The organism is Rhizobium sp. P1_E1 (assembly GCF_056406015.1).
In genome coordinates, this window is the sequence record NZ_JBFUAY010000001.1 from 200,882 (window position 1) to 220,155 (window position 19,274).

The following is a 19,274-nucleotide window of genomic DNA, read 5'->3' on the forward strand; positions in this document are numbered from 1 at the left end:
GGCTGCGCATGTCGCGCGGCAGGAGTTCTATCTATGAAGAAGCAAGTTATCGAATATGCAGGCGTTCCCGTCGGGATCGTCATTCCCGATGAAGACCGGCTGAAGTTCATCGCCGTGAAATTTCATGTCCACGACCTCGACGAGCAGCGTTTCGGCTCGCCCGACGAGGTGCGGCTGGCCATCCATGACCTGATGACCCGCCGTCATCCGAAGCCGCTTCATGCCTGAGGGCATGAGGCCGCTATTGGCATTCGCGGCTTTTCCCGATGTCCGACCGGTCCCGCCAAATGGGGCCGGTCTTGTTTTTTGAGGGCAATTGCAGTCCTATCGGCGGCCTTTCCGCATAAGGATCCGCCCTTGCCCGATCTTCTGAACCTCATCACCGACATCGAAGGCGTTTCCGTCGGCCATGCAACCGACCTTGCGCTCGGTTCCGGCGTCACGGTCATCGTCTTCGACGAACCGGCCGTCGCATCCGGCACGGTGCTCGGCGGTGCGCCCGGCGGGCGCGACACCGGCCTGCTCGATCCGTCGATGACCGTCAATGCCGTGGATGCCTTCGTGCTCTCCGGCGGCTCGGCCTTCGGGCTGGATGCCGCCGGCGGCGTGCAGGCGGGCCTGCGCGAACTCGGCCGCGGTTTTGTCGTCGGGCCGCTGCGCATTCCGATCGTGCCACAGGCGATTCTGATGGACCTGCTGAATGGYGGCGACAAGGATTGGGGCCTTCACTCGCCCTATCGCGATATGGGCTATGCGGCGTTGACGGCCGCCGCCAAGGGCGCATTCGCGCTCGGCACGACAGGTGCCGGCACAGGAGCGACGACGGCCACCGTCAAGGGCGGGCTCGGCTCGGCCAGCGCCGTCAGCAGCACCGGGCATCGCGTTGCGGCGATCGTCGCCGTCAATGCGCTGGGCTCCGCAACGATCGGCGACGGACCGCATTTCTGGGCGGCGCCTTTTGAAAAGGATGCGGAATTCGGCGGGCTCGGCATGCCTGATGTGGCCGACCACCGGATGCGGCTCAAGGGCATGAACACGCCGGCAACGACGATCGGCGCTGTCGTGACCGATGCGCAGCTGACGAAGGTCGAGGCGCACCGGCTTTCGATCGCCGGCCATGACGGCCTTGCCCGAGCACTGCTGCCGGCGCATCTGCCGCTCGACGGCGACACCGTCTTTGCCGCTTCGACGGCCAGGCATCGGAGAGACGACATGGCCAGCCTGATGGAGCTTTGCCACCTCGCGACCATCGTCATGGCGCGGGCGATCGCCCGCGGCGTCTACGCCGCGACCGCCCTTCCGGTTGAGGGCGCGCAAAAGGCCTGGCGCGACCGCTATCCGAGCAGCGGCTGATTGAATAGGGTCAGACTCTCTACAGATCTAATATGCCGAATGGCGGAGAGACGTGAATGCAGATCCGGGCGCTGATGTATTTCGACGAGCTGGTCAGGACCAATTCGATGCGCCAGGCGGCCGAGAACCTCAATGTCGCGCCGACGGCGATCAGCCGGCAGATCGAGAACCTCGAATATCATTTCGGCGCGCCGCTCGTCGAACGCAGCGCCCGCGGCGTCAAGCTGACGGCCGCCGGCGAACTGCTTGCCGCCCGCGCCGGCCGGACGCTGCGCGAACTCGATCACGTGCAGCAGCTGATCGAAGATCTTAAAGGCCTGCAGCGCGGCCGTGTCAGCATCTATGCCAATGGGGCGACCGTCGCCAATCTGCTGGCGCCGGCGCTTGCCGAATTCAGCCTGAAATATCCGAAGCTGCGTTTTACCGTGACGATTACCAGCGCGCGGCAGGCGGTCGATGCGGTCAACAGCGCCGAGGCGGATATTGCGGTGACGCTGTTTGCGCCACCGATGTCCGGGACCAGGGTGCGGCTGCGCTCCGAGATTGCCTATGATCTCATCGTCACGCCGCAGCATCCGGCCGCCGCGCATACCGAGATCCCTATCGGGCAACTCGCCGACTACGCATTGGCGCTGCCGGATCAATCCTTCGGCTTCCGCCAGGCTTTCGACGCGCTGTTCGAGAAGGAGGGGTTGAGCCTCGATCCCGTCTTCGTCACCAGCTCGCTCGAAATGCTGAAGGAACTTGTGCTCAGCGGGGCTGCCGCCACGCTGCTGCCGGCGCTGACCGTTCGCCGCGAGATCGAAGCGGGTCAGCTCCTTGCCATTCCGCTCGCCGGCAAAACCGGCATCCGCACCCATGTCGATCTCTGCGTTGCACCGGACCGGCAGCTGTCCTTCGCCGCGACGAAACTGCTCGACTTCATCGAGAGGTTTATGCGCGAGCGCACGAACCGCCGGACCGAGACGAAAGACTGACGCTTCGCGCTTGCATTGCCCGCGGATTTGCGGTGTAGCTTTTTCGGCTACACTGAGCACACAAAATCGTCATTGTGTGTGCACCGGCATAGTGTCACTCTCCTCGCAAAAGGTCTTCGTCATCGACGCGCGGCCAGATAAGGGAACATGATGATCAAGCTTTCGTTTGCGCCTTCAGCGCGTTTCGCCCGGCGGCTTTCGCTCGGTGCTGCGCTTTCGGCCGGCCTGGTGATGACGGCAATGACGCCGGCCGAGGCGGCGAAGACCACGCTTAATCTTGGCATGAGCGTCGAGCCAACCGGTCTCGACCCGACGATCGCAGCACCGGTCGCAATCGGCCAGGTGACCTGGCAGAACGTGTTCGAGGGGCTGGTGACGATCGACCAGGCCGGCAAGATCCAGCCGCAGCTGGCAAAAAGCTGGGAGATCTCTCCCGATGGCCTGACCTATACGTTCAAGCTACAGACTGGCGTCAAATTCCATGACGGCGAGGCCTTCGATGCCACTGCTGCCAAGTTTTCGCTCGACCGCGCCCGCGGCGCCGATTCCGTCAATCCGCAGAAGCGCTTCTTCGCTTCGATCGCCTCGATCGATACACCCGATGCCGAAACGCTGGTGCTGCATCTCTCGGCACCGACCGGCAGCCTGATCTACTGGCTCGGCTGGCCAGCCTCGGTGATGGTCGCACCGAAGACGGCTGCCGACGACAAGACGACGCCAGTGGGCACCGGTCCGTTCAAATTCGCCAGCTGGGCGAAGGGCGACAAGGTCGAACTCGCCAAAAATGCCGATTATTGGAAAAAGGATGCGGCCGCCAAGCTCGACACGGTGACCTTCCGCTTCATCGCCGATCCGCAGGCGCAGGCGGCTGCGCTGAAATCCGGCGATCTCGATGCCTTTCCGGAATTTGCCGCGCCTGAGCTGATGAGTTCTTTCGACGACGATGCGAGGCTGGTCACCAAGATCGGCAATACCGAGCTCAAGGTCGTTGCCGGCATGAACAATGCCAAGAAGCCGTTCGACGACAAACGCGTCCGCCAGGCGCTGATGATGGCGATCGACCGCAAGACGGTAATCGACGGCGCATGGTCGGGCCTCGGCACACCGATCGGCAGCCACTACACGCCGAACGATCCGGGTTATCAGGACACGACCAATGTGCTCCCCTACGACGTCGAGAAGGCGAAGGCGTTGCTCGCCGAAGCCGGCTATCCCAACGGCTTCACCTTCACGATCAAATCGCCGCAGATGGCTTATGCGCCGCGCAGCGCCCAGGTGATGCAGGCGATGTTTGCCGAGATCGGCGTAACGATGAATATCGAGCCGACCGAATTTCCGGCGAAATGGGTCCAGGACATCATGAAGGACCGCAACTTCGACATGACGATCGTTGCCCATGCCGAACCGCTCGACATCGACATCTATGCCCGCGATCCCTATTATTTCAATTATAAGAACCCCGCTTTCAACGCGCTGATGAAGAAGGTCCAGGAGACGACCGATCCCGCCGCGCAGAACGCGATCTATGGCGACGCGCAGAAGATCCTCGCCGAGGACGTGCCGGCGCTCTACCTCTTCGTCATGCCGAAACTCGGCGTCTGGGACAAGAAGCTGAAGGGGCTGTGGGAGAACGAGCCGATCCCTTCCAACGTGCTCTCCGGCGTTTCCTGGGACGAGTAGGCGAACAGTTAAGGCGGATTGAGAGGCATGAACGAGGGGAAGCCGCATAACGAGCCGTTCGACGCCGGTCGCAGCCCTCCCCGTTCCACATCGAAAGTGTGGCACGCATGATCTCACTCCTCGCCCGCCGCTTCGCCGGCCTTCTCGTCACGCTGGTCGTCGTCTCGCTGCTGATCTTCGCCGTCATGGACCTTCTGCCCGGCGATCCTGCGTCGATTATGCTCGGCACCTCGGCAACACCGGAAACGCTGGCGGCGTTACGCCACGATCTCGGGCTCGATCAGCCACTGCTGCTGCGTTACGGGCAATGGTTGACCGGCGTGCTCTCCGGCAATCTCGGCAATTCCTTAACCTATGGCGTGCCAGTCGCGGGATTGATCGTCGAGCGGCTGGCAGTGACGCTGCCGCTGGCGCTGATGGCGATTATGCTTTCTGTGGCGATTGCCTTGCCGCTCGGCGTGCTGGCCGCCTCGCGCCGCGGCGGTGTCTTCGACATCATCGCAACGCTGTTTTCGCAGATCAGCATCGCCTTGCCCGCCTTCTGGGTGGCACTGCTGTTGATCATTCTGTTTTCGACGATGCTCGGGCTGATGCCGGCCGGCGGCTTCCCGGGCTGGAGCGCCGGGCTGATGCCGGCATTGCAGGCGCTGGTTATGCCCGCCGTCGCGCTGGCGATGCCGCAAGCGGGCGTGTTGACGCGGGTGGCGCGCTCGGCGGTGCTCGATACGATGCATGAGGATTTTGCCCGCACCGCCGTGGCGAAGGGACTGTCACGCAGTGCAGTGCTTTGGCGGCATATCGTGCCGAATGCGCTGATCCCGATCCTGACAATGATCGGGCTGCAATTCACCTTTCTCGTCGCCGGCGCGGTGCTGGTGGAAAACGTCTTCAACCTGCCCGGCCTCGGGCGGCTCGCGCTGCAGGCGCTCTCCCAGCGCGACATCATCGTCATGCAGGATGTCGTGCTGTTCTTCGCAGGCCTTGTCATCGTGATGAATTTCATCGTCGATCTCTCCTATCTGGCGATTGATCCCAGGATGAGAAAGGCGGCCTGACGCATGGCACCGATCGTATCCACCGCAATCATGAGCCGCCGCCGGATCTTTAGACTTAGCCGGCGAATGAACCTGATTTCAGGGGCTGTCATCATCGGCCTACTGGTCACCGTTGCACTGCTGTCGCTCGTCTGGACGCCGCTGCCGCCGGCGAAAATGCAGATCATCCACAAATTACAGCCACCGCTTGCCTTCGGCCTGCTCGGCACGGACCAGTTCGGCCGCGATGTGCTTTCGATGCTGATGGCAGGCTGCTGGAATTCGCTGTCGATCGCCATTACCGCGGTGGCGATCGGCGGGACGCTCGGCTCGATCGCCGGCATTTCGGCGGCGGCGATCCGCGGTCCTTTCGAGGCGTTGCTGATGCGCATCTGCGACGTCATCTTCGCCTTGCCGCCGATCCTGTCCGCCATGGTGCTCGGCGCCTTTCTCGGGCCGGGGCGGTTCACCGCGATCACCGCGATTGCCGTCTTCATGATCCCGGTCTTTGCCCGCGTCACACTCGCGACCTCGCTGCAGGCTTGGAGCCGCGACTATGTGACGGCGGCGCGCGCGATCGGCAATACGCGCCTGACCATTTCGCTACGCCATGTGCTGCCGAATATCATGAGCCAGATCATCGTGCATGGCGCGATCCAGCTGGGGCTGGCGATCCTCACCGAAGCGGGGCTCAGCTTCCTTGGGCTCGGCATAGCGCCGCCGGCGCCGACCTGGGGCCGGATGCTTGCCGATGCGCAAACCTATCTGGCGCTCGCCCCCTGGCTGGCGATCCTGCCCGGCCTTGCCATCGCGCTCACCGTCTTCGGCTTCAACATGCTCGGCGACGGTTTGCGCGATCTGCTCGACCCCCGCGAGGCGAGCCGCTGATGTCCTCCCAAGACGAAAAGCCCGAAAGACCATGCCATGACCGAAACCGACCTTACCATTCGCGAACTCAGGCGGCGCTTCGCCGATAGGAGCCTCTCCCCTCTCGAATACTGGCTTTCCCTCGAAGGCCATATAGCGGCCTGGGAGCCTTCGATTTCGGCACTCTACCTCTACGATCCGGAATCGGCGCGCGCGCAGGCGAAAGCGTCGACGGAGCGCTGGGCCAAGGGAGAAACGCTGGGCCCCCTCGACGGCATCCCGGCGACGCTGAAAGAGCTGATCGCCACGAAGGGCCAGCCGGTGCCGCTCGGCACGAGGGCAGTGGAACTGAAGCCGGCGGACGCCGACGCACCGGCCGCCGCCCGGCTGCGCGAAGACGGCGCGGTGATCTTCGCCAAGACGACCTGCCCCGATTACGGCATGCTTTCCTCCGGGCTTTCGAGCTTTCATCCTCTCAGCCGCAATCCCTGGAACACCGCGCAGAATCCCGGCGGATCGAGCGCCGGGGCTTCCGCAGCGGCGGCGGCCGGCTACGGACCGCTGCATATCGGCACCGATATCGGCGGCTCGGTGCGCCTTCCCGCCGGCTGGACCGGCATCTTCGGCTTCAAGCCGAGCCATGGGCGCATTCCGGCCGATCCCTATTATGTCGGGCGCTGCGTCGGGCCGATGGCGCGCACAGTCGAGGACGCGGCCTTTTCGATGGCGACGCTGTCACGGCCGGACTGGCGCGACGGCACCAGTCTGCCGCCGAACGATTTCAACTGGATGGATCTCGACATCGACCTATCGGGCATGAAGATCGGGCTAATGCTCGATGCCGGCTGCGGGCTTACGGTGGAGGACGAGATCAGGGTCGCGGTCGAAGCGGCGGCGCAGCAGTTCGAGAAGGCCGGTGCGACCATTGTATCAGTCCAGCCGGTGCTGACGCGCGCGATGCTGGATGGCCTCGACAAATTCTGGCGGTCTCGGTTCTGGGGCGATATCGCCGAGCTCGACGACATCAGGCGCGACAGCATCCTGCCCTATATCAGGGATTGGGCGATGGGCGGCGCCGACATCAGCGGTGTCGATGCGGTCAGGGGCTTCAACCAGACGATCGAGATGCGCAAGAGCTGCGGACAGCTGTTTACCGAGGTCGACGCCCTGCTTTCGCCGACCAATCCGATCATCTCCTATCCGGCCGAATGGGCATCGCCGACCAACGATCCGGCCCTGCCGTTCGAGCATATCGGTTTCACCGTGCCGTGGAACATGTCGGAGCAGCCGGCCGCCTCGATCAATTGCGGTTTCTCCCGATCAGGGATGCCGATCGGCCTGCAGATCGTCGGGCCGCGTTTCGACGACATGCGGGTGCTGAGGCTGTCGAAAGCCTTCGAGGACTGGACCGGCGGAGTAAGATCCTGGCCGCGACCTCCGATCAGCTGATCGGGCGGCGATAGCCGGTCGGTTGCTCGTAGAGCCAGCCGATGCGCTCGACGGCGGCCGCGAAATTCTCGCGCGCCACCGTCATGCTATGGCCGTTGGCGTGCAGAATGGTTTCCGTATCCTCGAAGACGGCGACATGGCCCTTCCAGAATACGAGGTCGCCACGGTGGATTTCGGAGCGGTCGATCGGCTGGCCGAGGCTTGCTGCCTGCAGGTCGGTATCGCGCGGCGCAGCTCTGCCCGTCATCAGCATCGCCAGCTGGACGAGGCCGGAGCAATCGATGCCGAGGCCGGAACGTCCGCCCCAGAGGTAGGGCGTTTCCAGGAAACGGGCGACGATCTCCACGTAATCGGCGCCATCGAGAGCGCCGATCGGCTGGACGTGCTTGGCAAAGATCGCCGTTCCGTCCTCGAGCACGACGTAGCGATTGCCCCGCGCTTCCGCCTCGCCGGCGACGTAGACGCGGCTTCCCATCGACACGATGGCCTGGTGGGGCTTGCGCAGTTCCGGTTCGGGATAGACGAAGCTGCGCTGCACGGTGACGATATGGGTCGGCGCCGGCCTGCCTTCTAAGAGCGCGTCCGCAGCGACATAACCGACATAACCGTCCGCGGCGGCTTTCACCCAGCACCAGCCGTTGGCGCGATCGAAAACCGTCACATCCTCGCCGAGAAGCAGTTCCGTATCGATGCCGCGGGCAAGGTCCGGTTCAGGGCGCACGGCCAGGACAGGAACGGCGACACGCGCCGGCGCGCCCTTCACAAAGCGCGACGCCTCGACCTTGCCTTCGAGGCCGGCTTCCGCGAGATCAGGCCGGTAGGCATGCAGGCGGCGGTCGAGCATCGTCATTCGCGTTCCTTTCAGATCGGCAGCCGGCGGGCCTGATCTCGTATGAGATCGCCGAGCTTTTCCAGGTAAAGCGCACCGCCGACGGTGCGCTTGATGATCACGTTGCGCCGGTCGGCATCGTCACGCACGCGGTCGACCAGACCCATCTCGCCCATCGTATCCAAGGCGCGGGTGATGACCGGCTTGGTGACATCAAGTGTGGCGGCAAGCCCGCGCACCGTGTGCGGCGGCGGCACCAGATAAATATGCAGCAGGATCGCCATCTGGCGCAACGTCAAATCGCGATCGTCGTGGCGGACCTGATCGAGCGCCGCGCCATGCCAGAGCCCCAGCGCCTGCGAGGCGGTCAGTTCGATCGGCACGGCCCCTCCGGAAGATCGTTACGCTAGCGTTCCATTTTCCGGTAGTTGCCATGCACATGCAAGGGGCGCTGGAAATTGCCGCCTGGCAGGGTGAATAAAATTTTAACGATCGGCAGCGAGGCGCAGCGCGTGAACAGGGATCACGCGATGCGCCTCAGCGCTTATTTCTAAAGCATGTTGCGCAAAAGTGTGCAGCGATTTTGCGATACGACATGCGTAAAACAAAGACTTAAAGCGCAAGGAGCGGATCTGAAAGATCGCGACGCGCTTTAGCATGGCATCAGCGCAAGCTCTCACGGATATGGTGAAAGAGCGCGCGGATCGCCTGTGCCTCGCCGCCGCCCGGCGAATGTGGTCGTTCGGCTTGAGCCCAGCCGTAAATGTCGAAATGCGCCCAACTCTTCGCCTTGCTGACGAAACGCTTGAGGAAGAGGGCTGCGGTAATCGCCCCCGCCATGCCGCCGGCAGGGGCATTGGTAAGATCGGCGAACTTGGTGCGGATATCCTTTTCGTAGCCGGAATAGAGCGGCAGGCGCCAGATCGGATCGTCGGTTTCCAGGCTCGCTTCGGTCAGGTCATGCGCCAGATTGGCGTCGTCGGTGAAGAAGGGCGGGAGATCCGGGCCAAGGGCCACGCGGGCAGCGCCGGTCAGCGTCGCCATATCAATCAGCAGATCGGGCTCTTCCTCGTCCGCATAGGCAAGCGCATCGGCAAGGATCAAACGGCCTTCGGCGTCGGTATTGTCGATCTGGACGGTCAAGCCCTTGCGGCTCCGATAGATGTCGCCGGGCCGGAAGGCATTGGACGAGATCGCGTTTTCGACGACGGGGACGATGACGCGCAGGTCGACCTTCAGCTTGGCGTCCATGATCATCAGAGCAAGCCCCATCACATTCGCCGCGCCGCCCATGTCCTTCTTCATCAGCAGCATGGAGGCGGCAGGCTTGATGTCGAGACCGCCGGTGTCGAAGCAGACGCCCTTGCCGACGAGCGTCACCTTGCGATGGCCCTTCTTGCCCCAGCGCATTTCGAGAAGGCGCGGCGCATCGGCGCTGGCGCGGCCGACGGTATGGACCAGCGGGAAGTTTTGCTTGAGCAGGTCGTCACCCGTAATAACCGATATCTCCGCCTTGTAATGTCCGGCCAGGCCACGGAAAACGGCCTCGAGCTGTACCGGCCCCATGTCATTCGTCGGCGTATTGATCAGGTCGCGGGCGAGAAAGACGCCGGCGAGCTGGCGCTTGATGTCGGCGGCGTCGGCATCACGGGGGATCATCAGCGTCGCCGCCGGCGATTTTTCGGATTTGTAACGGTCGAAACGGTAGCTGCCGAGCCCAAAGCCGAGAGCCAGGCGATTTGCCGTCAGCGGCGCGGTCTCGATGTGCCAGTCGCCGGCCGGCAGCGCACGAGCGAGCCGGCCGGTGATGTAAGGCTGCTCGGATGGATTGGTGCCGAGGCCGTAAAGCGCGCCGCCGAGATGGCCTTCGGCCGTCGGGATCAGCAGCAGCGACCCACTTTCGGCCTTGTAGCCTGCCCGGCGCGCCCAATCGAGCGCGATCGGATCGATCGTGCCGGTCTCGATATGGGCAGGCGTGACGGCAAAGATCGGCAGCGTCAAACCACCCTTCGTGTTGAAAGGGGTCGGTCTCTCGATGAACTGATAGGGGGCCATGATTGTCCTTCGGCGGTCGTAAGGAATCGTTCCTTAACGGTCTGTTAGGGTTAACAGACTATTGCTGGAGCGAAGATTGCGTCAAACCTTTCCCTGTTCCGCTTCGAGGTCAGGCGCCGATTTCGGAATCCAGGAACGCATCATGCCTGCCTCGCTCACCACATTCACGAATCGTATCCTGCAGGGCGCTGCGGCCTCGCTGATCGTCCTTGCGCTTGCCGGCTGCTCGACGACCAAGGACCGGATGACAACCGGCTCGGTGCCGAAGCTCACCAAGCCGGTTGAAGAGATGGACGCGACGGAGCTGCGCTCGGCGACGGACCGGCTCGGCCAGGCCTACGAAAAGAACCCGCGCGATCCCGTCACCGGCGTCAATTATGCCAATCTGCTGCGCATGAACGGCCGCGACACCCAGGCGCTCGCCGTCATGCAGCAAGTGGCCATCGCCAATCCCGGCGACCGCAACGTGCTGGCCGCCTACGGCAAGGCGCAGGCTGCGGCCGGCCAGTTCCAGCAGGCGCTCGACACGATCGGCCGCGCCCAGACACCCGACCGTCCGGACTGGAAGCTGATTTCGGCCCAAGGCGCGATCCTCGACCAGATGGGCCGGGCAAGCGATGCCAGGCAGCGCTACCGCGACGCGCTCGACATCCAGCCGAACGAGCCCTCCATCCTTTCCAACCTCGGCATGTCCTATGTGCTGACCGGCGATTTGCGCACGGCCGAGACCTACCTGCGCTCCGCCGCCGGCCAACCCACAGCCGACAGCCGTGTCAGGCAGAACCTTGCCCTCGTCGTCGGCCTTCAGGGACGATTCCCGGAAGCCGAGCAGATCGCCCGGCGCGAACTTTCGCCGCAGCAGGCCGACGCCAATGTCGCCTATCTTAGAGGCATGCTCTCGCAGCAGAATTCCTGGCAGAAACTCGCCGCCAAGGACAAGACGCCTGGCGCAGCGGGCGGCAGCAATACCAACTGACGGGATCTCCTCTGAGCCTGAGAGCGTCCGAAGTCACTCGCGCGCCAGCCTATCGATCACTTACGCCCGCGAGAATGAGCCGAAGGCCGAGGCCGGCCATGACGGCACCCGCGGTGCGGTCGATCCAGCTCTTCGCGGCAAGATAGAGCCGCCGCGGGTGGCGGGCCGAAAAGGCGAAGGCCACGATCGAATACCACCCCGCCTCCACGACGAACACGCCGAGCGGCAGCGCGACGATGAGACTGAGCGGCACCATCCTCGGTAAAAGTGCGGCAAAGATGCTTGCATAGACGATGATGGTCTTCGGGTTGCTGAGCTGGGTCAGCAGCGCGGTCATGAAGCTCAGTCTCGGCGCGCGATTGCCGTTGACGGCGTCGGAGACCTCGAGCGGCTGACCCGCGCTCCTCCAGATATTGACGGCGATATAGACGAGATAGGCGCCGCCTGCGACCTTCAGCAGGATATAGAGCCATTCGAACTGCGACAGCAGCGCCGTCAGCCCGGCGAGTGCCAGTACGGCAAAAACGACACCGCCGGCGCCCATGCCAAGTGCGGCCACAAGGCCATCCAGCCTCGAACGCGAGATGGCAATCCTGGAGACGACGACGAAGCTCGGGCCGGGGCTCATCGCGCCGACCGCCAAGGCTGCCATGATGCTGACGAAAATGCCCGCAGAAGACATCGGAAACCTCTCTTTTGGATTGAACGAACGCCAGAGCGCTGCGGTTGCATCCGCGGCTGCGATGGTCGTCCATCCCATTTACCAGCTCTGCCGGCGGCGGTCACGCGCGTTTGCCGACGGCGGATCGGACCGACAGTCCTTGATGCACATCGTCCTCTGCCGGAAGCGGTATCCGCTTTCCGGCGCCGGCGCAATCGTCAGAACTTGTCTGCCACCTGAATGCCGGCCGGACCGAGAATGACGGCGATCAGCACCGGCAGGAAGAACAGGATCATCGGCACCGTCAGTTTCGGCGGCAGCGCGGCCGCCTTCTTTTCCGCTTCGTTCATGCGCTCGTCGCGTCCTTCCTGGGCGAGAACGCGTAGCGCCTGGGCGACCGGCGTGCCGTAGCGATCGGCCTGGATCAGCGCCTGAGTCACCGAGCGCACCAGCTCGATCTGGGTGCGCATTGCAAGATTTTCGAGCGCCACCCGGCGATCCGGCAGGAAGGAGAGCTCGGCCGTGGTCAGCACCATCTCCTCGGCGAGCGCCGGCGACTGCTCGCCGAGCTCTTCCGACACACGACGCATCGCGGCCTCGATCGAGATGCCGGATTCGACGCAGATCAGCATCAGGTCCAACGCATCCGGCCAGGCGCGTTTGATCGAGTGCTGGCGCTTGCCCATGCGGTTCGAGATATAGATGTTCGGCGCGTAGAAGCCGAGATAACCGACGCCGATGATGGCGAAGAGACGGATGGGCGTGCCTCGACCGGCGAGGTTGCCGAGGCCGAAGACCCAGACAGCGGCAAGCGTCAGGAAAAGGAAGGGCAGCAGGAAACGCGCCACGAGGAAGGTATTCAGCGCGTTCTCCGAGCGAAACCCTGCGGCACGCAGCTTGTTGACCGTATTGTCGTCGACGAGCGCTTTACGCAGGTTGAAGCGCTCGACGATCTGACGGACCGAGCGATTGTTCTGGCTCCTGAGCGAGGCCTTGCCAGCGCCGGTTTCCATATTCATGCGGGCGCGTTCGCGAGCACGGATCTGCTCGCGCTCAGTCGAAACTGCCTTCATGCGCTTGTTGAGATCGCCGCGCTCGAAGAAAGGAATGGCGATCGTGTAAAAGGTGGCGAAGACGGCGATCGCAACGAATACGGCGATCAGCATGCTCGAATTGGTCAGCGTTGCGGCAAGGTCCTGCGACATGGTGCTTCCTTCCGGCTAAATGTCAAAATTGACCATGTTGCGCATGACGAAGATGCCGATCGACATCCAGATCGCCGAGACACCCATGATGAAATGGCCGCGCGGATCGGTGAAAAGGATCATCATGTAATTCGGCGAAGTGAGATAGACGAGGGTCGCGACGATGAAGGGCAGAGCGCCGATGATAACCGCCGATGCCTTGGCTTCCATCGACAGCGCCGAGACCTTGGCCTTCATCTTCCTGCGCTCGCGCAGTACCTTCGAGAGGTTGCCGATCGCTTCCGACAGATTGCCGCCGGCCTGCGACTGGATGGCGATGACGATGGCGAAGAAGTTGACTTCCTGGAGCGGCATGTGGAGCGTCATGCGGGCGCAGGCGTCGGGGATGCTGAGGCCTACCTGCTGCGCCTCGATCACGCGCCGGAATTCGCTCTTCACCGGGTCGGTGCCTTCGGTGGCGATAAGGCGGATCGCATCGTTGAGCGGCAGACCCGATTTGATCGAGCGCGTGATGACGTCAAGCGCATTGGGAAGCTCGTTGAGAAACTTGGTCTGGCGGCGCTTGATCAGGAAGCCGAGAACCCAGCGCGGCAGACCGAGACCGGCGACGACGGCGATACCGACCATGACCATCCACGATACACCAACGACGAAGGCGACGAACAGCAGCACGGAGGCGAAGATGGCGCTGATGAGATAGAATTTCGCCACTGTGATCGTCAGGCCGGCCTGCACCAGCCGGGATTTCATCGACAGGGTCTTCTTGGTCTTTTCGTGCTGGCGCTTTTCCAGATCCTTCAGATTGTCCTGCACCGATTTGCGGCGCTTCGACAGTTCCTGCACCCGGTCACGGGCAGCCTTGACCTTGACGCGGTCACTTTCGGCCGACTTGACGCGGTTGATGCGGCTCGCCGATTTCTTGTCGGCCTCGATCTTCGAAAACAACAGGGCATAGGCGACCGCCGCCGCGGAGACGGCGGCGAGGACGACGATTGCCAGCACTACCGGATCGAACCCGAACATCTCACCTATTCCTTGGTTTTCGCTTCCATCGCGTCGAGGGCGGCGGCAAGACGCTTTTCCTCGTTGAAGTAGCGAGCGCGATCCCAGAAATGCGGCTTGCCGACGCCGGTCGACATGTGCCGGCCGATCAGCCGGCCGTTCGCATCCTCGCCTTCGATCTCGTAGCGCATCAGATCCTGGGTGATGATGACATCGCCTTCCATGCCGATCACCTCGGTGATCTGGGTGATGCGGCGCGAACCGTCACGAAGGCGTGCCGCCTGAATGACGACGTCGACCGAGCTGGAAATGATCTCGCGCACCGTCTTTGCCGGCAAGGTAAAGCCGCCCATGGCGATCATCGATTCGATACGGCTCAGGCATTCGCGCGGCGTGTTGGCGTGGATCGTGCCCATCGAACCGTCGTGACCGGTGTTCATCGCCTGCAGCAGGTCGAAAACCTCCGGTCCGCGCACTTCGCCGACGATGATGCGCTCGGGACGCATGCGCAGGCAGTTCTTGACGAGATCGCGCATGGTGATTTCGCCCTCGCCTTCGATATTCGGCGGGCGCGTTTCGAGGCGCACGACATGCGGCTGCTGCAGCTGCAGTTCGGCCGTATCCTCGCAGGTGATGACGCGCTCATCCCTGTCGATATAGTTGGTAAGGCAGTTCAGCAGCGTCGTTTTGCCCGAGCCGGTGCCGCCCGAAATGACGACGTTGCAGCGCACGCGCCCGATGATCTGCAGCACGGTTGCGCCTTCCGGCGTGATCGCGCCGAAACGGACGAGTTGATCGAGCGTCAGCTTGTCCTTCTTGAACTTGCGGATGGTGAGCGCCGGCCCGTCGATCGACAGCGGCGGCGCGATGACGTTGACGCGCGAACCATCCGGCAGGCGCGCGTCGCAGATCGGGCTCGATTCGTCGACACGGCGGCCGACCTGGCTGACGATGCGTTGGCAGATCGAGAGAAGCTGCGCATTGTCGCGGAAGCGGATCTCCGATTCAATCGTCTTGCCGCCGACTTCGATGAAAGTCTGGCCGGCGCCGTTGACCATGATATCGGCGATATCGTCGCGCGCGAGCAACGGCTCCAGCGGGCCGTAGCCGAGGACGTCGTTGCAGATATCCTCGAGCAGCTCTTCCTGCTCAGAGATCGACATCGCAAAGTTCTTGATGGTGATGATGTCGTTGACGATGTCGCGGATTTCCTCACGCGCACTTTCACCGTCAAGCTTGGAAAGCTGCGAGAGATCGATCGTATCGATCAGCGCGGAAAAGACCTGCGCCTTGGTGTCGTAATATTCATCGGTGCGGGCCGGGCGCTTGCGCTGCGGCGTCTGCATTGGCGGTGGCGTCACCTGCTGGCGCACGGGCTCGCGCGAGGGTTCGACCAGAATGGAGGGGGAAGAGGCCGCAGGGGCGGCGGCCGGAACCGGCGGCGGCGGAGCAATCGCCCCTCCGACCTTTCCGGAACCTTCGTTTCCGCGTTTTCCAAACATACCGCTCGATCCAATCTGCTCGTTCTAGAGCATTTCCCGATCTCTCCGAGTCAAGGAAATGCTCTATCTTTTAGTTTTCACGCAATTCCGGACGAAAACCGCTGCACACTTTTGCTGGAATTGCTCATCGTCTACTTGCGCTTCAAGAGGCCCAGCAGGCCGCCTTTCTTCGCCTTCTTGATTGCGACCCGGCCGGTGACGATGTGCGATATCTGCGAAAATGTTTCCGCCGTCGGCGATTTCGGGTCGACTTCGGAAATCATCCGGCCGCTATTGGCGGCGTTGCCGAAAAGATTGATGTCGAAGGGGATGATCGCGATCGGATCGATCTCCAGTGGTTCACAGAAATCCGACGGCGAAATCTCCGGACGTTTCGGCATGCCGACCTGATTGAGGATGAGATGCGGCGGCCTGTCGTTCGGCCGCATCTTGCGCAGCGCGTCCAGCATGTTCTTGGCGTTGCGCAAGTTGGCGAGATCGGGAACCGCTGTGATGACCACCTCGTCGACGCTCGACAGCACTGAGCGCGTCCATTCCGACCATGCATGCGGAACATCGAGCACGGTGACAGGCGCGCTGCGCTGCAGAACATCGAGGACCGGCTGGAAAGCCTGGCCGTCGAAATCATAGGCCCGGTCGAGCAGCGAGGGTGCCGCAAGCAGCGACAGATGCTCGGAGCATTTCGTCAGCAGGCGGTCGAGGAAGACTTCGTCGAGACGATCGGGCGCGAAGACCGCTTCGGCGATGCCCTGGGCCGGATCCTGGTCGAAATCGATGTTCGCCGTGCCATAGGGCAGGTCGAGATCGGCGAGGATCGTCTCGGTGGAGAAGAGATTGGAAATGCCGAAGGCGCAATTATGCGCGATGGTCGAGGCACCGGTGCCACCCTTCGAGCCGATGAAGGCGATGCTGCGGCCAAGCGGCTCGGCGTCCGGATCGACGAAGATCGAGGCCATCGCCGCCAGGATATCGGGCATGGCGACAGGCTGGACCATATATTCGGAAATGCCGTTGCGGATGAGTTCGCGATAAAGGCCAATATCGTTGTAATAACCGATAATGACGACCTTGGTCGTCGGATCGCAGACGGCGGCGAGCGGCGCGAGTTCGGCAAGGAGGTTCGCGGCATTCGCCTTGGTCTCGAGGATGATGAGGTTCGGCGTCGGGGCGCCGGAAAACATATTGGCGGCAGCGGCGATGCCGCCGCTGGTGATGCGCATGCTGACTTTCGCTACACGCCGATCATTGACGCAGCGCTCCATAACATGCTGCAGGGCCTCGCTCTCGCAGAATGCATGGACGGAGATGCGCGGCAGCGGCCGCATGTTTTCCAGATCCGCCATACGCACCGCCTCGTCGGCGTTGCGAAGCTCGCTGGGATTCCGGATTTCGTATTCGATCGCGCTCATCGTTCCGTTCCGCCTCAGAAGCCGCTGTTGCTGTCGGCAACATCTTCGATCGTGGATGTCGTCGTCCGGTATTCCTGGATCGCATTGTTGCGCCGCTGCGCGTCGATCGGAGTCATGCCGCGGGGTGCCACCAGATCCTCCGGATTGGCTATCTGGGCGGCCAGGTTGTTCTGCGAAGCGCAGCCGAAATTATAGTAATTCTGGTTGGTCAAATCGTTCGAGATGTCCTTGGGCCACTGACCGCATTGCGTGGTGATCGCGGTGGTGCCGGTAAAACTCAACCGGATCGGCGCCGCATCGCCCGCGCCGGCGGCGGCATAGGATGTGTTGACGATCTTCGAGCTTGCGATCCCCCGCGACGCCAACTCGGCACGGACCTGATTGCGCAGCTGATAGGCTGCTGCCGAATTGGGCGAACCTTGCGGCGACAGCACGTAAACCGGGCCTGAGGCGCGCGAGATGTAGTTTGCGGCAAAGCCGCGGATGAGGTCGCGCTGGGCGATGGTCAGGCGGCGATCGGTCGAGGCGACGGGTATATCCACCGTCTGCTCCGCCTCCGTGACGATGATCGGGTGGCGGGCGCGGTAGTCATCCGGAATGCCGCCGGTCGTCAGTTGGTCGTGCGGACCGGCGCATCCGGAAAGGACGGCCACCGAAATGGCGGCTGCGGCCAAAAGCGCCTTCGAGATTCCGAGGTGGGGTGTCGTCGAATTCATATGGGCCATCGCCTGATCTCTGTTTTCTGCCATTGCTGCCGATCGTGCCCCGCTCATTTGTAGATGAACCCGATCGAGCCGTGGAACTGCGCGTCGGCGACAGGCGCCTCGCTGCGGCCATAGACCTTGTTGACACGGTTGAGGAAGAAGGTTGCGCCATCGTTTTCGGGGCTGAAATTGTCGTCCGGCCGGTTGAGTTGATTGCGCGCCACCGGACGTACCAGATAGGGCGTTGCGATGATGACGAGCTCGGTTTCCTGACGCTCGAAACCTTTCTGGCGGAAGAGCGTGCCGAGCAGTGGGATCTTCGAGACGCCTGGTGTGCCGCCCATCGTCTGGGAAACGTTGTCGCGGATAAGGCCGGCGAGCGCGATCGAACCGCCCGAGGGCAGCTCCACCGAAGTCTCCGCCGAACGGCGCTGATAGGTGGCGTTGCCGCTGCCGGCCACCGGTTCGGAGACATTGGTCTTGATCTGCAGGCTGATGCGTCCCGATGACAGCACGACTGGTTTGAAGGCGAGGTTGATACCGTAGTTAAACGGCGTGACGGTGACATTGCCGTTGCTGTCGGTCGTCGAATAAAGTTGCTGGCCGCCGGAATTGAAGGTCGCGGCCTGGCCCGATATCGCCGTCAGCGTCGGCTCGGCGAGCGTCTTGACGACTTTGGCCTGCTCCAGCGCGTTGAGGTAGGTCGAAATATCGTATTTGCCGATCGAGCTCTTGAAGAGCGCCGCCAGGCCGCCGCCAACCGTCGATGTGGCACTGTCGGTGCCGGGACTGCCGAGTTGGGCGACCGTCATGCCGGAGGAATTGGAAACCAGATTGTCGAAGCCGAGTTGCTTCAGCACCTCGCGGCGGACCTCCGCGATCGTCACCTTGAGGGTGACCTGGTCCTCGCCCTCAATCTGCAGGAGGTTGACGACCTGCGAAGTCTGACGGCCTTCGGCAAAGAGCGCGACGGAACTGTCGCCGCCGGTGCCGGATGCCGTCTCTGTTCTGGTCGTCGCCTCACCACCCTTCAGGAAGACCTGCGCCAGATCGGCCGCCTGCGTGGCATCCTGTGGCGTGCGCACGGTGCCGGTCAGCACGATGTTGTCGGAGACGATTTCGACGTTGATGTTGGAGTCGGGAATGAAGCGGCGAAGATTGACTTCGAGGCCGGAGACGTCGCGCTCGATCTCGATATCGAGATTGACGATCTCCTGTCCACCGGCGCCGAAGACAAAGATATTGGTCTGGCCGACCTTCTTGCCGAACAGGTAGATGCGCCGCGATGTGCGGGTCACAGCATCGGCCATGGTCGGATCGGAGACGAGGATATCATGCGCGTCCTCCGGCAGATCGACGACGACGGCCTTGTTGAGGCCGAGCTTCAGCCGGCGATGGGCATTGGAGCCGGTCTGCGAGATCCGGACCAGGCTATCGGAATCGGCGCGCGCCTCGCCTGCGCCGAGAAGCGGAGCGAAAGAGGCGGGCACTATACCGGAGACTCCGATTGCCAGCGAAAGGCAACCTGTCAGGAGAGGTCCGGCGCGCCGCGTTGAATTGCCCATTTGCAC

18 protein-coding genes are annotated in these 19,274 nt (G+C 62.8%); 8 read left to right on the forward strand and 10 right to left on the reverse strand.

The features are described from left to right. The first annotated feature begins 33 nt into the window (after positions 1-33). The 7 genes from AC1D1Z_RS01045 to AC1D1Z_RS01075 all read left to right on the forward strand — a co-directional run bounded on the left by AC1D1Z_RS01045 (position 34) and on the right by AC1D1Z_RS01075 (position 7,360). The gene (locus AC1D1Z_RS01045; protein ID WP_003544544.1) at positions 34-228 is read left to right on the forward strand and encodes a hypothetical protein; all 195 of its coding nucleotides are present in this window, start codon (positions 34-36) and stop codon (positions 226-228) included. Positions 229-357: 129 nt separating this feature from the next. Continuing rightward, complete coding sequence (locus AC1D1Z_RS01050; RefSeq protein ID WP_131605419.1) at positions 358-1,353, forward strand: P1 family peptidase; 996 nt, start codon at positions 358-360, stop codon at positions 1,351-1,353. Positions 1,354-1,409: 56 nt separating this feature from the next. Next, a complete protein-coding gene (locus tag AC1D1Z_RS01055) occupies positions 1,410-2,330 on the forward strand; it encodes a LysR family transcriptional regulator (RefSeq protein WP_131605418.1) in 921 nt (306 codons plus the stop codon). A gap of 150 nt (positions 2,331-2,480) precedes the next feature. Further along, the gene (locus tag AC1D1Z_RS01060) at positions 2,481-4,010 is read left to right on the forward strand and encodes an ABC transporter substrate-binding protein (protein ID WP_205928509.1); all 1,530 of its coding nucleotides are present in this window, start codon (positions 2,481-2,483) and stop codon (positions 4,008-4,010) included. Between the two features lie 107 nt (positions 4,011-4,117). After that, positions 4,118-5,065 (forward strand): ABC transporter permease, encoded by a 948-nt coding sequence (locus AC1D1Z_RS01065; RefSeq protein ID WP_131605416.1) that lies wholly within the window; start codon positions 4,118-4,120, stop codon positions 5,063-5,065. Positions 5,066-5,068: 3 nt separating this feature from the next. Then, the gene (locus AC1D1Z_RS01070) at positions 5,069-5,932 is read left to right on the forward strand and encodes an ABC transporter permease (protein WP_065276988.1); all 864 of its coding nucleotides are present in this window, start codon (positions 5,069-5,071) and stop codon (positions 5,930-5,932) included. 36 nt (positions 5,933-5,968) lie between these two features. After that, entirely contained in the window at positions 5,969-7,360 is a 1,392-nt protein-coding gene (locus AC1D1Z_RS01075) for an amidase (RefSeq protein ID WP_131605415.1), read from the forward strand. Here AC1D1Z_RS01075 and AC1D1Z_RS01080 read toward each other — a convergent pair. The 3 genes from AC1D1Z_RS01080 to AC1D1Z_RS01090 form a co-directional block, all read right to left on the reverse strand. Beyond that, entirely contained in the window at positions 7,353-8,210 is an 858-nt protein-coding gene (locus AC1D1Z_RS01080) for a C40 family peptidase (RefSeq protein ID WP_018244352.1), read from the reverse strand. The two genes, AC1D1Z_RS01075 and AC1D1Z_RS01080, sit on opposite strands and share 8 nt — an antisense overlap. Positions 8,211-8,221: 11 nt before the next feature. Continuing rightward, on the reverse strand, positions 8,222-8,572 hold the full coding sequence (locus tag AC1D1Z_RS01085; RefSeq protein ID WP_003544522.1) for a MarR family transcriptional regulator: 351 nt from the start codon (positions 8,570-8,572) through the stop codon (positions 8,222-8,224). A 280-nt stretch (positions 8,573-8,852) separates the two neighbouring features. Then, positions 8,853-10,244 (reverse strand): leucyl aminopeptidase, encoded by a 1,392-nt coding sequence (locus AC1D1Z_RS01090; RefSeq protein WP_018244351.1) that lies wholly within the window; start codon positions 10,242-10,244, stop codon positions 8,853-8,855. Positions 10,245-10,386: 142 nt separating this feature from the next. Here AC1D1Z_RS01090 and AC1D1Z_RS01095 point away from each other — a divergent pair, with 142 nt between their 5' ends. Further along, positions 10,387-11,220, forward strand: coding sequence for a tetratricopeptide repeat protein (locus tag AC1D1Z_RS01095; protein ID WP_018244350.1), 834 nt, complete (start codon positions 10,387-10,389; stop codon positions 11,218-11,220). A gap of 49 nt (positions 11,221-11,269) precedes the next feature. On the opposite strand, the gene AC1D1Z_RS01100 is transcribed toward AC1D1Z_RS01095, so the two are convergent. From AC1D1Z_RS01100 to AC1D1Z_RS01130, 7 genes are all read right to left on the reverse strand, one after another. Then, positions 11,270-11,902 carry a LysE family translocator gene (locus AC1D1Z_RS01100; RefSeq protein ID WP_131605414.1) on the reverse strand — a complete coding sequence of 211 codons (633 nt, stop codon included), beginning with the start codon at positions 11,900-11,902 and terminating at the stop codon, positions 11,270-11,272. A 197-nt stretch (positions 11,903-12,099) separates the two neighbouring features. Then, complete coding sequence (locus tag AC1D1Z_RS01105; RefSeq protein WP_047617505.1) at positions 12,100-13,086, reverse strand: type II secretion system F family protein; 987 nt, start codon at positions 13,084-13,086, stop codon at positions 12,100-12,102. A 15-nt stretch (positions 13,087-13,101) separates the two neighbouring features. Then, entirely contained in the window at positions 13,102-14,109 is a 1,008-nt protein-coding gene (locus AC1D1Z_RS01110) for a type II secretion system F family protein (RefSeq protein ID WP_130653416.1), read from the reverse strand. 5 nt (positions 14,110-14,114) lie between these two features. Next, a complete protein-coding gene (locus AC1D1Z_RS01115; protein ID WP_047617509.1) occupies positions 14,115-15,590 on the reverse strand; it encodes a TadA family conjugal transfer-associated ATPase in 1,476 nt (491 codons plus the stop codon). Positions 15,591-15,721: 131 nt separating this feature from the next. After that, on the reverse strand, positions 15,722-16,999 hold the full coding sequence (locus tag AC1D1Z_RS01120; RefSeq protein ID WP_131605413.1) for a CpaE/TadZ family protein: 1,278 nt from the start codon (positions 16,997-16,999) through the stop codon (positions 15,722-15,724). A gap of 14 nt (positions 17,000-17,013) precedes the next feature. Further along, positions 17,014-17,772 carry a CpaD family pilus assembly protein gene (locus AC1D1Z_RS01125; RefSeq protein WP_047617513.1) on the reverse strand — a complete coding sequence of 253 codons (759 nt, stop codon included), beginning with the start codon at positions 17,770-17,772 and terminating at the stop codon, positions 17,014-17,016. After that, complete coding sequence (locus AC1D1Z_RS01130; RefSeq protein ID WP_477849215.1) at positions 17,769-19,268, reverse strand: type II and III secretion system protein family protein; 1,500 nt, start codon at positions 19,266-19,268, stop codon at positions 17,769-17,771. The genes AC1D1Z_RS01125 and AC1D1Z_RS01130 overlap by 4 nt, the downstream gene beginning before the upstream one ends. Positions 19,269-19,274 lie beyond the last annotated feature (6 nt).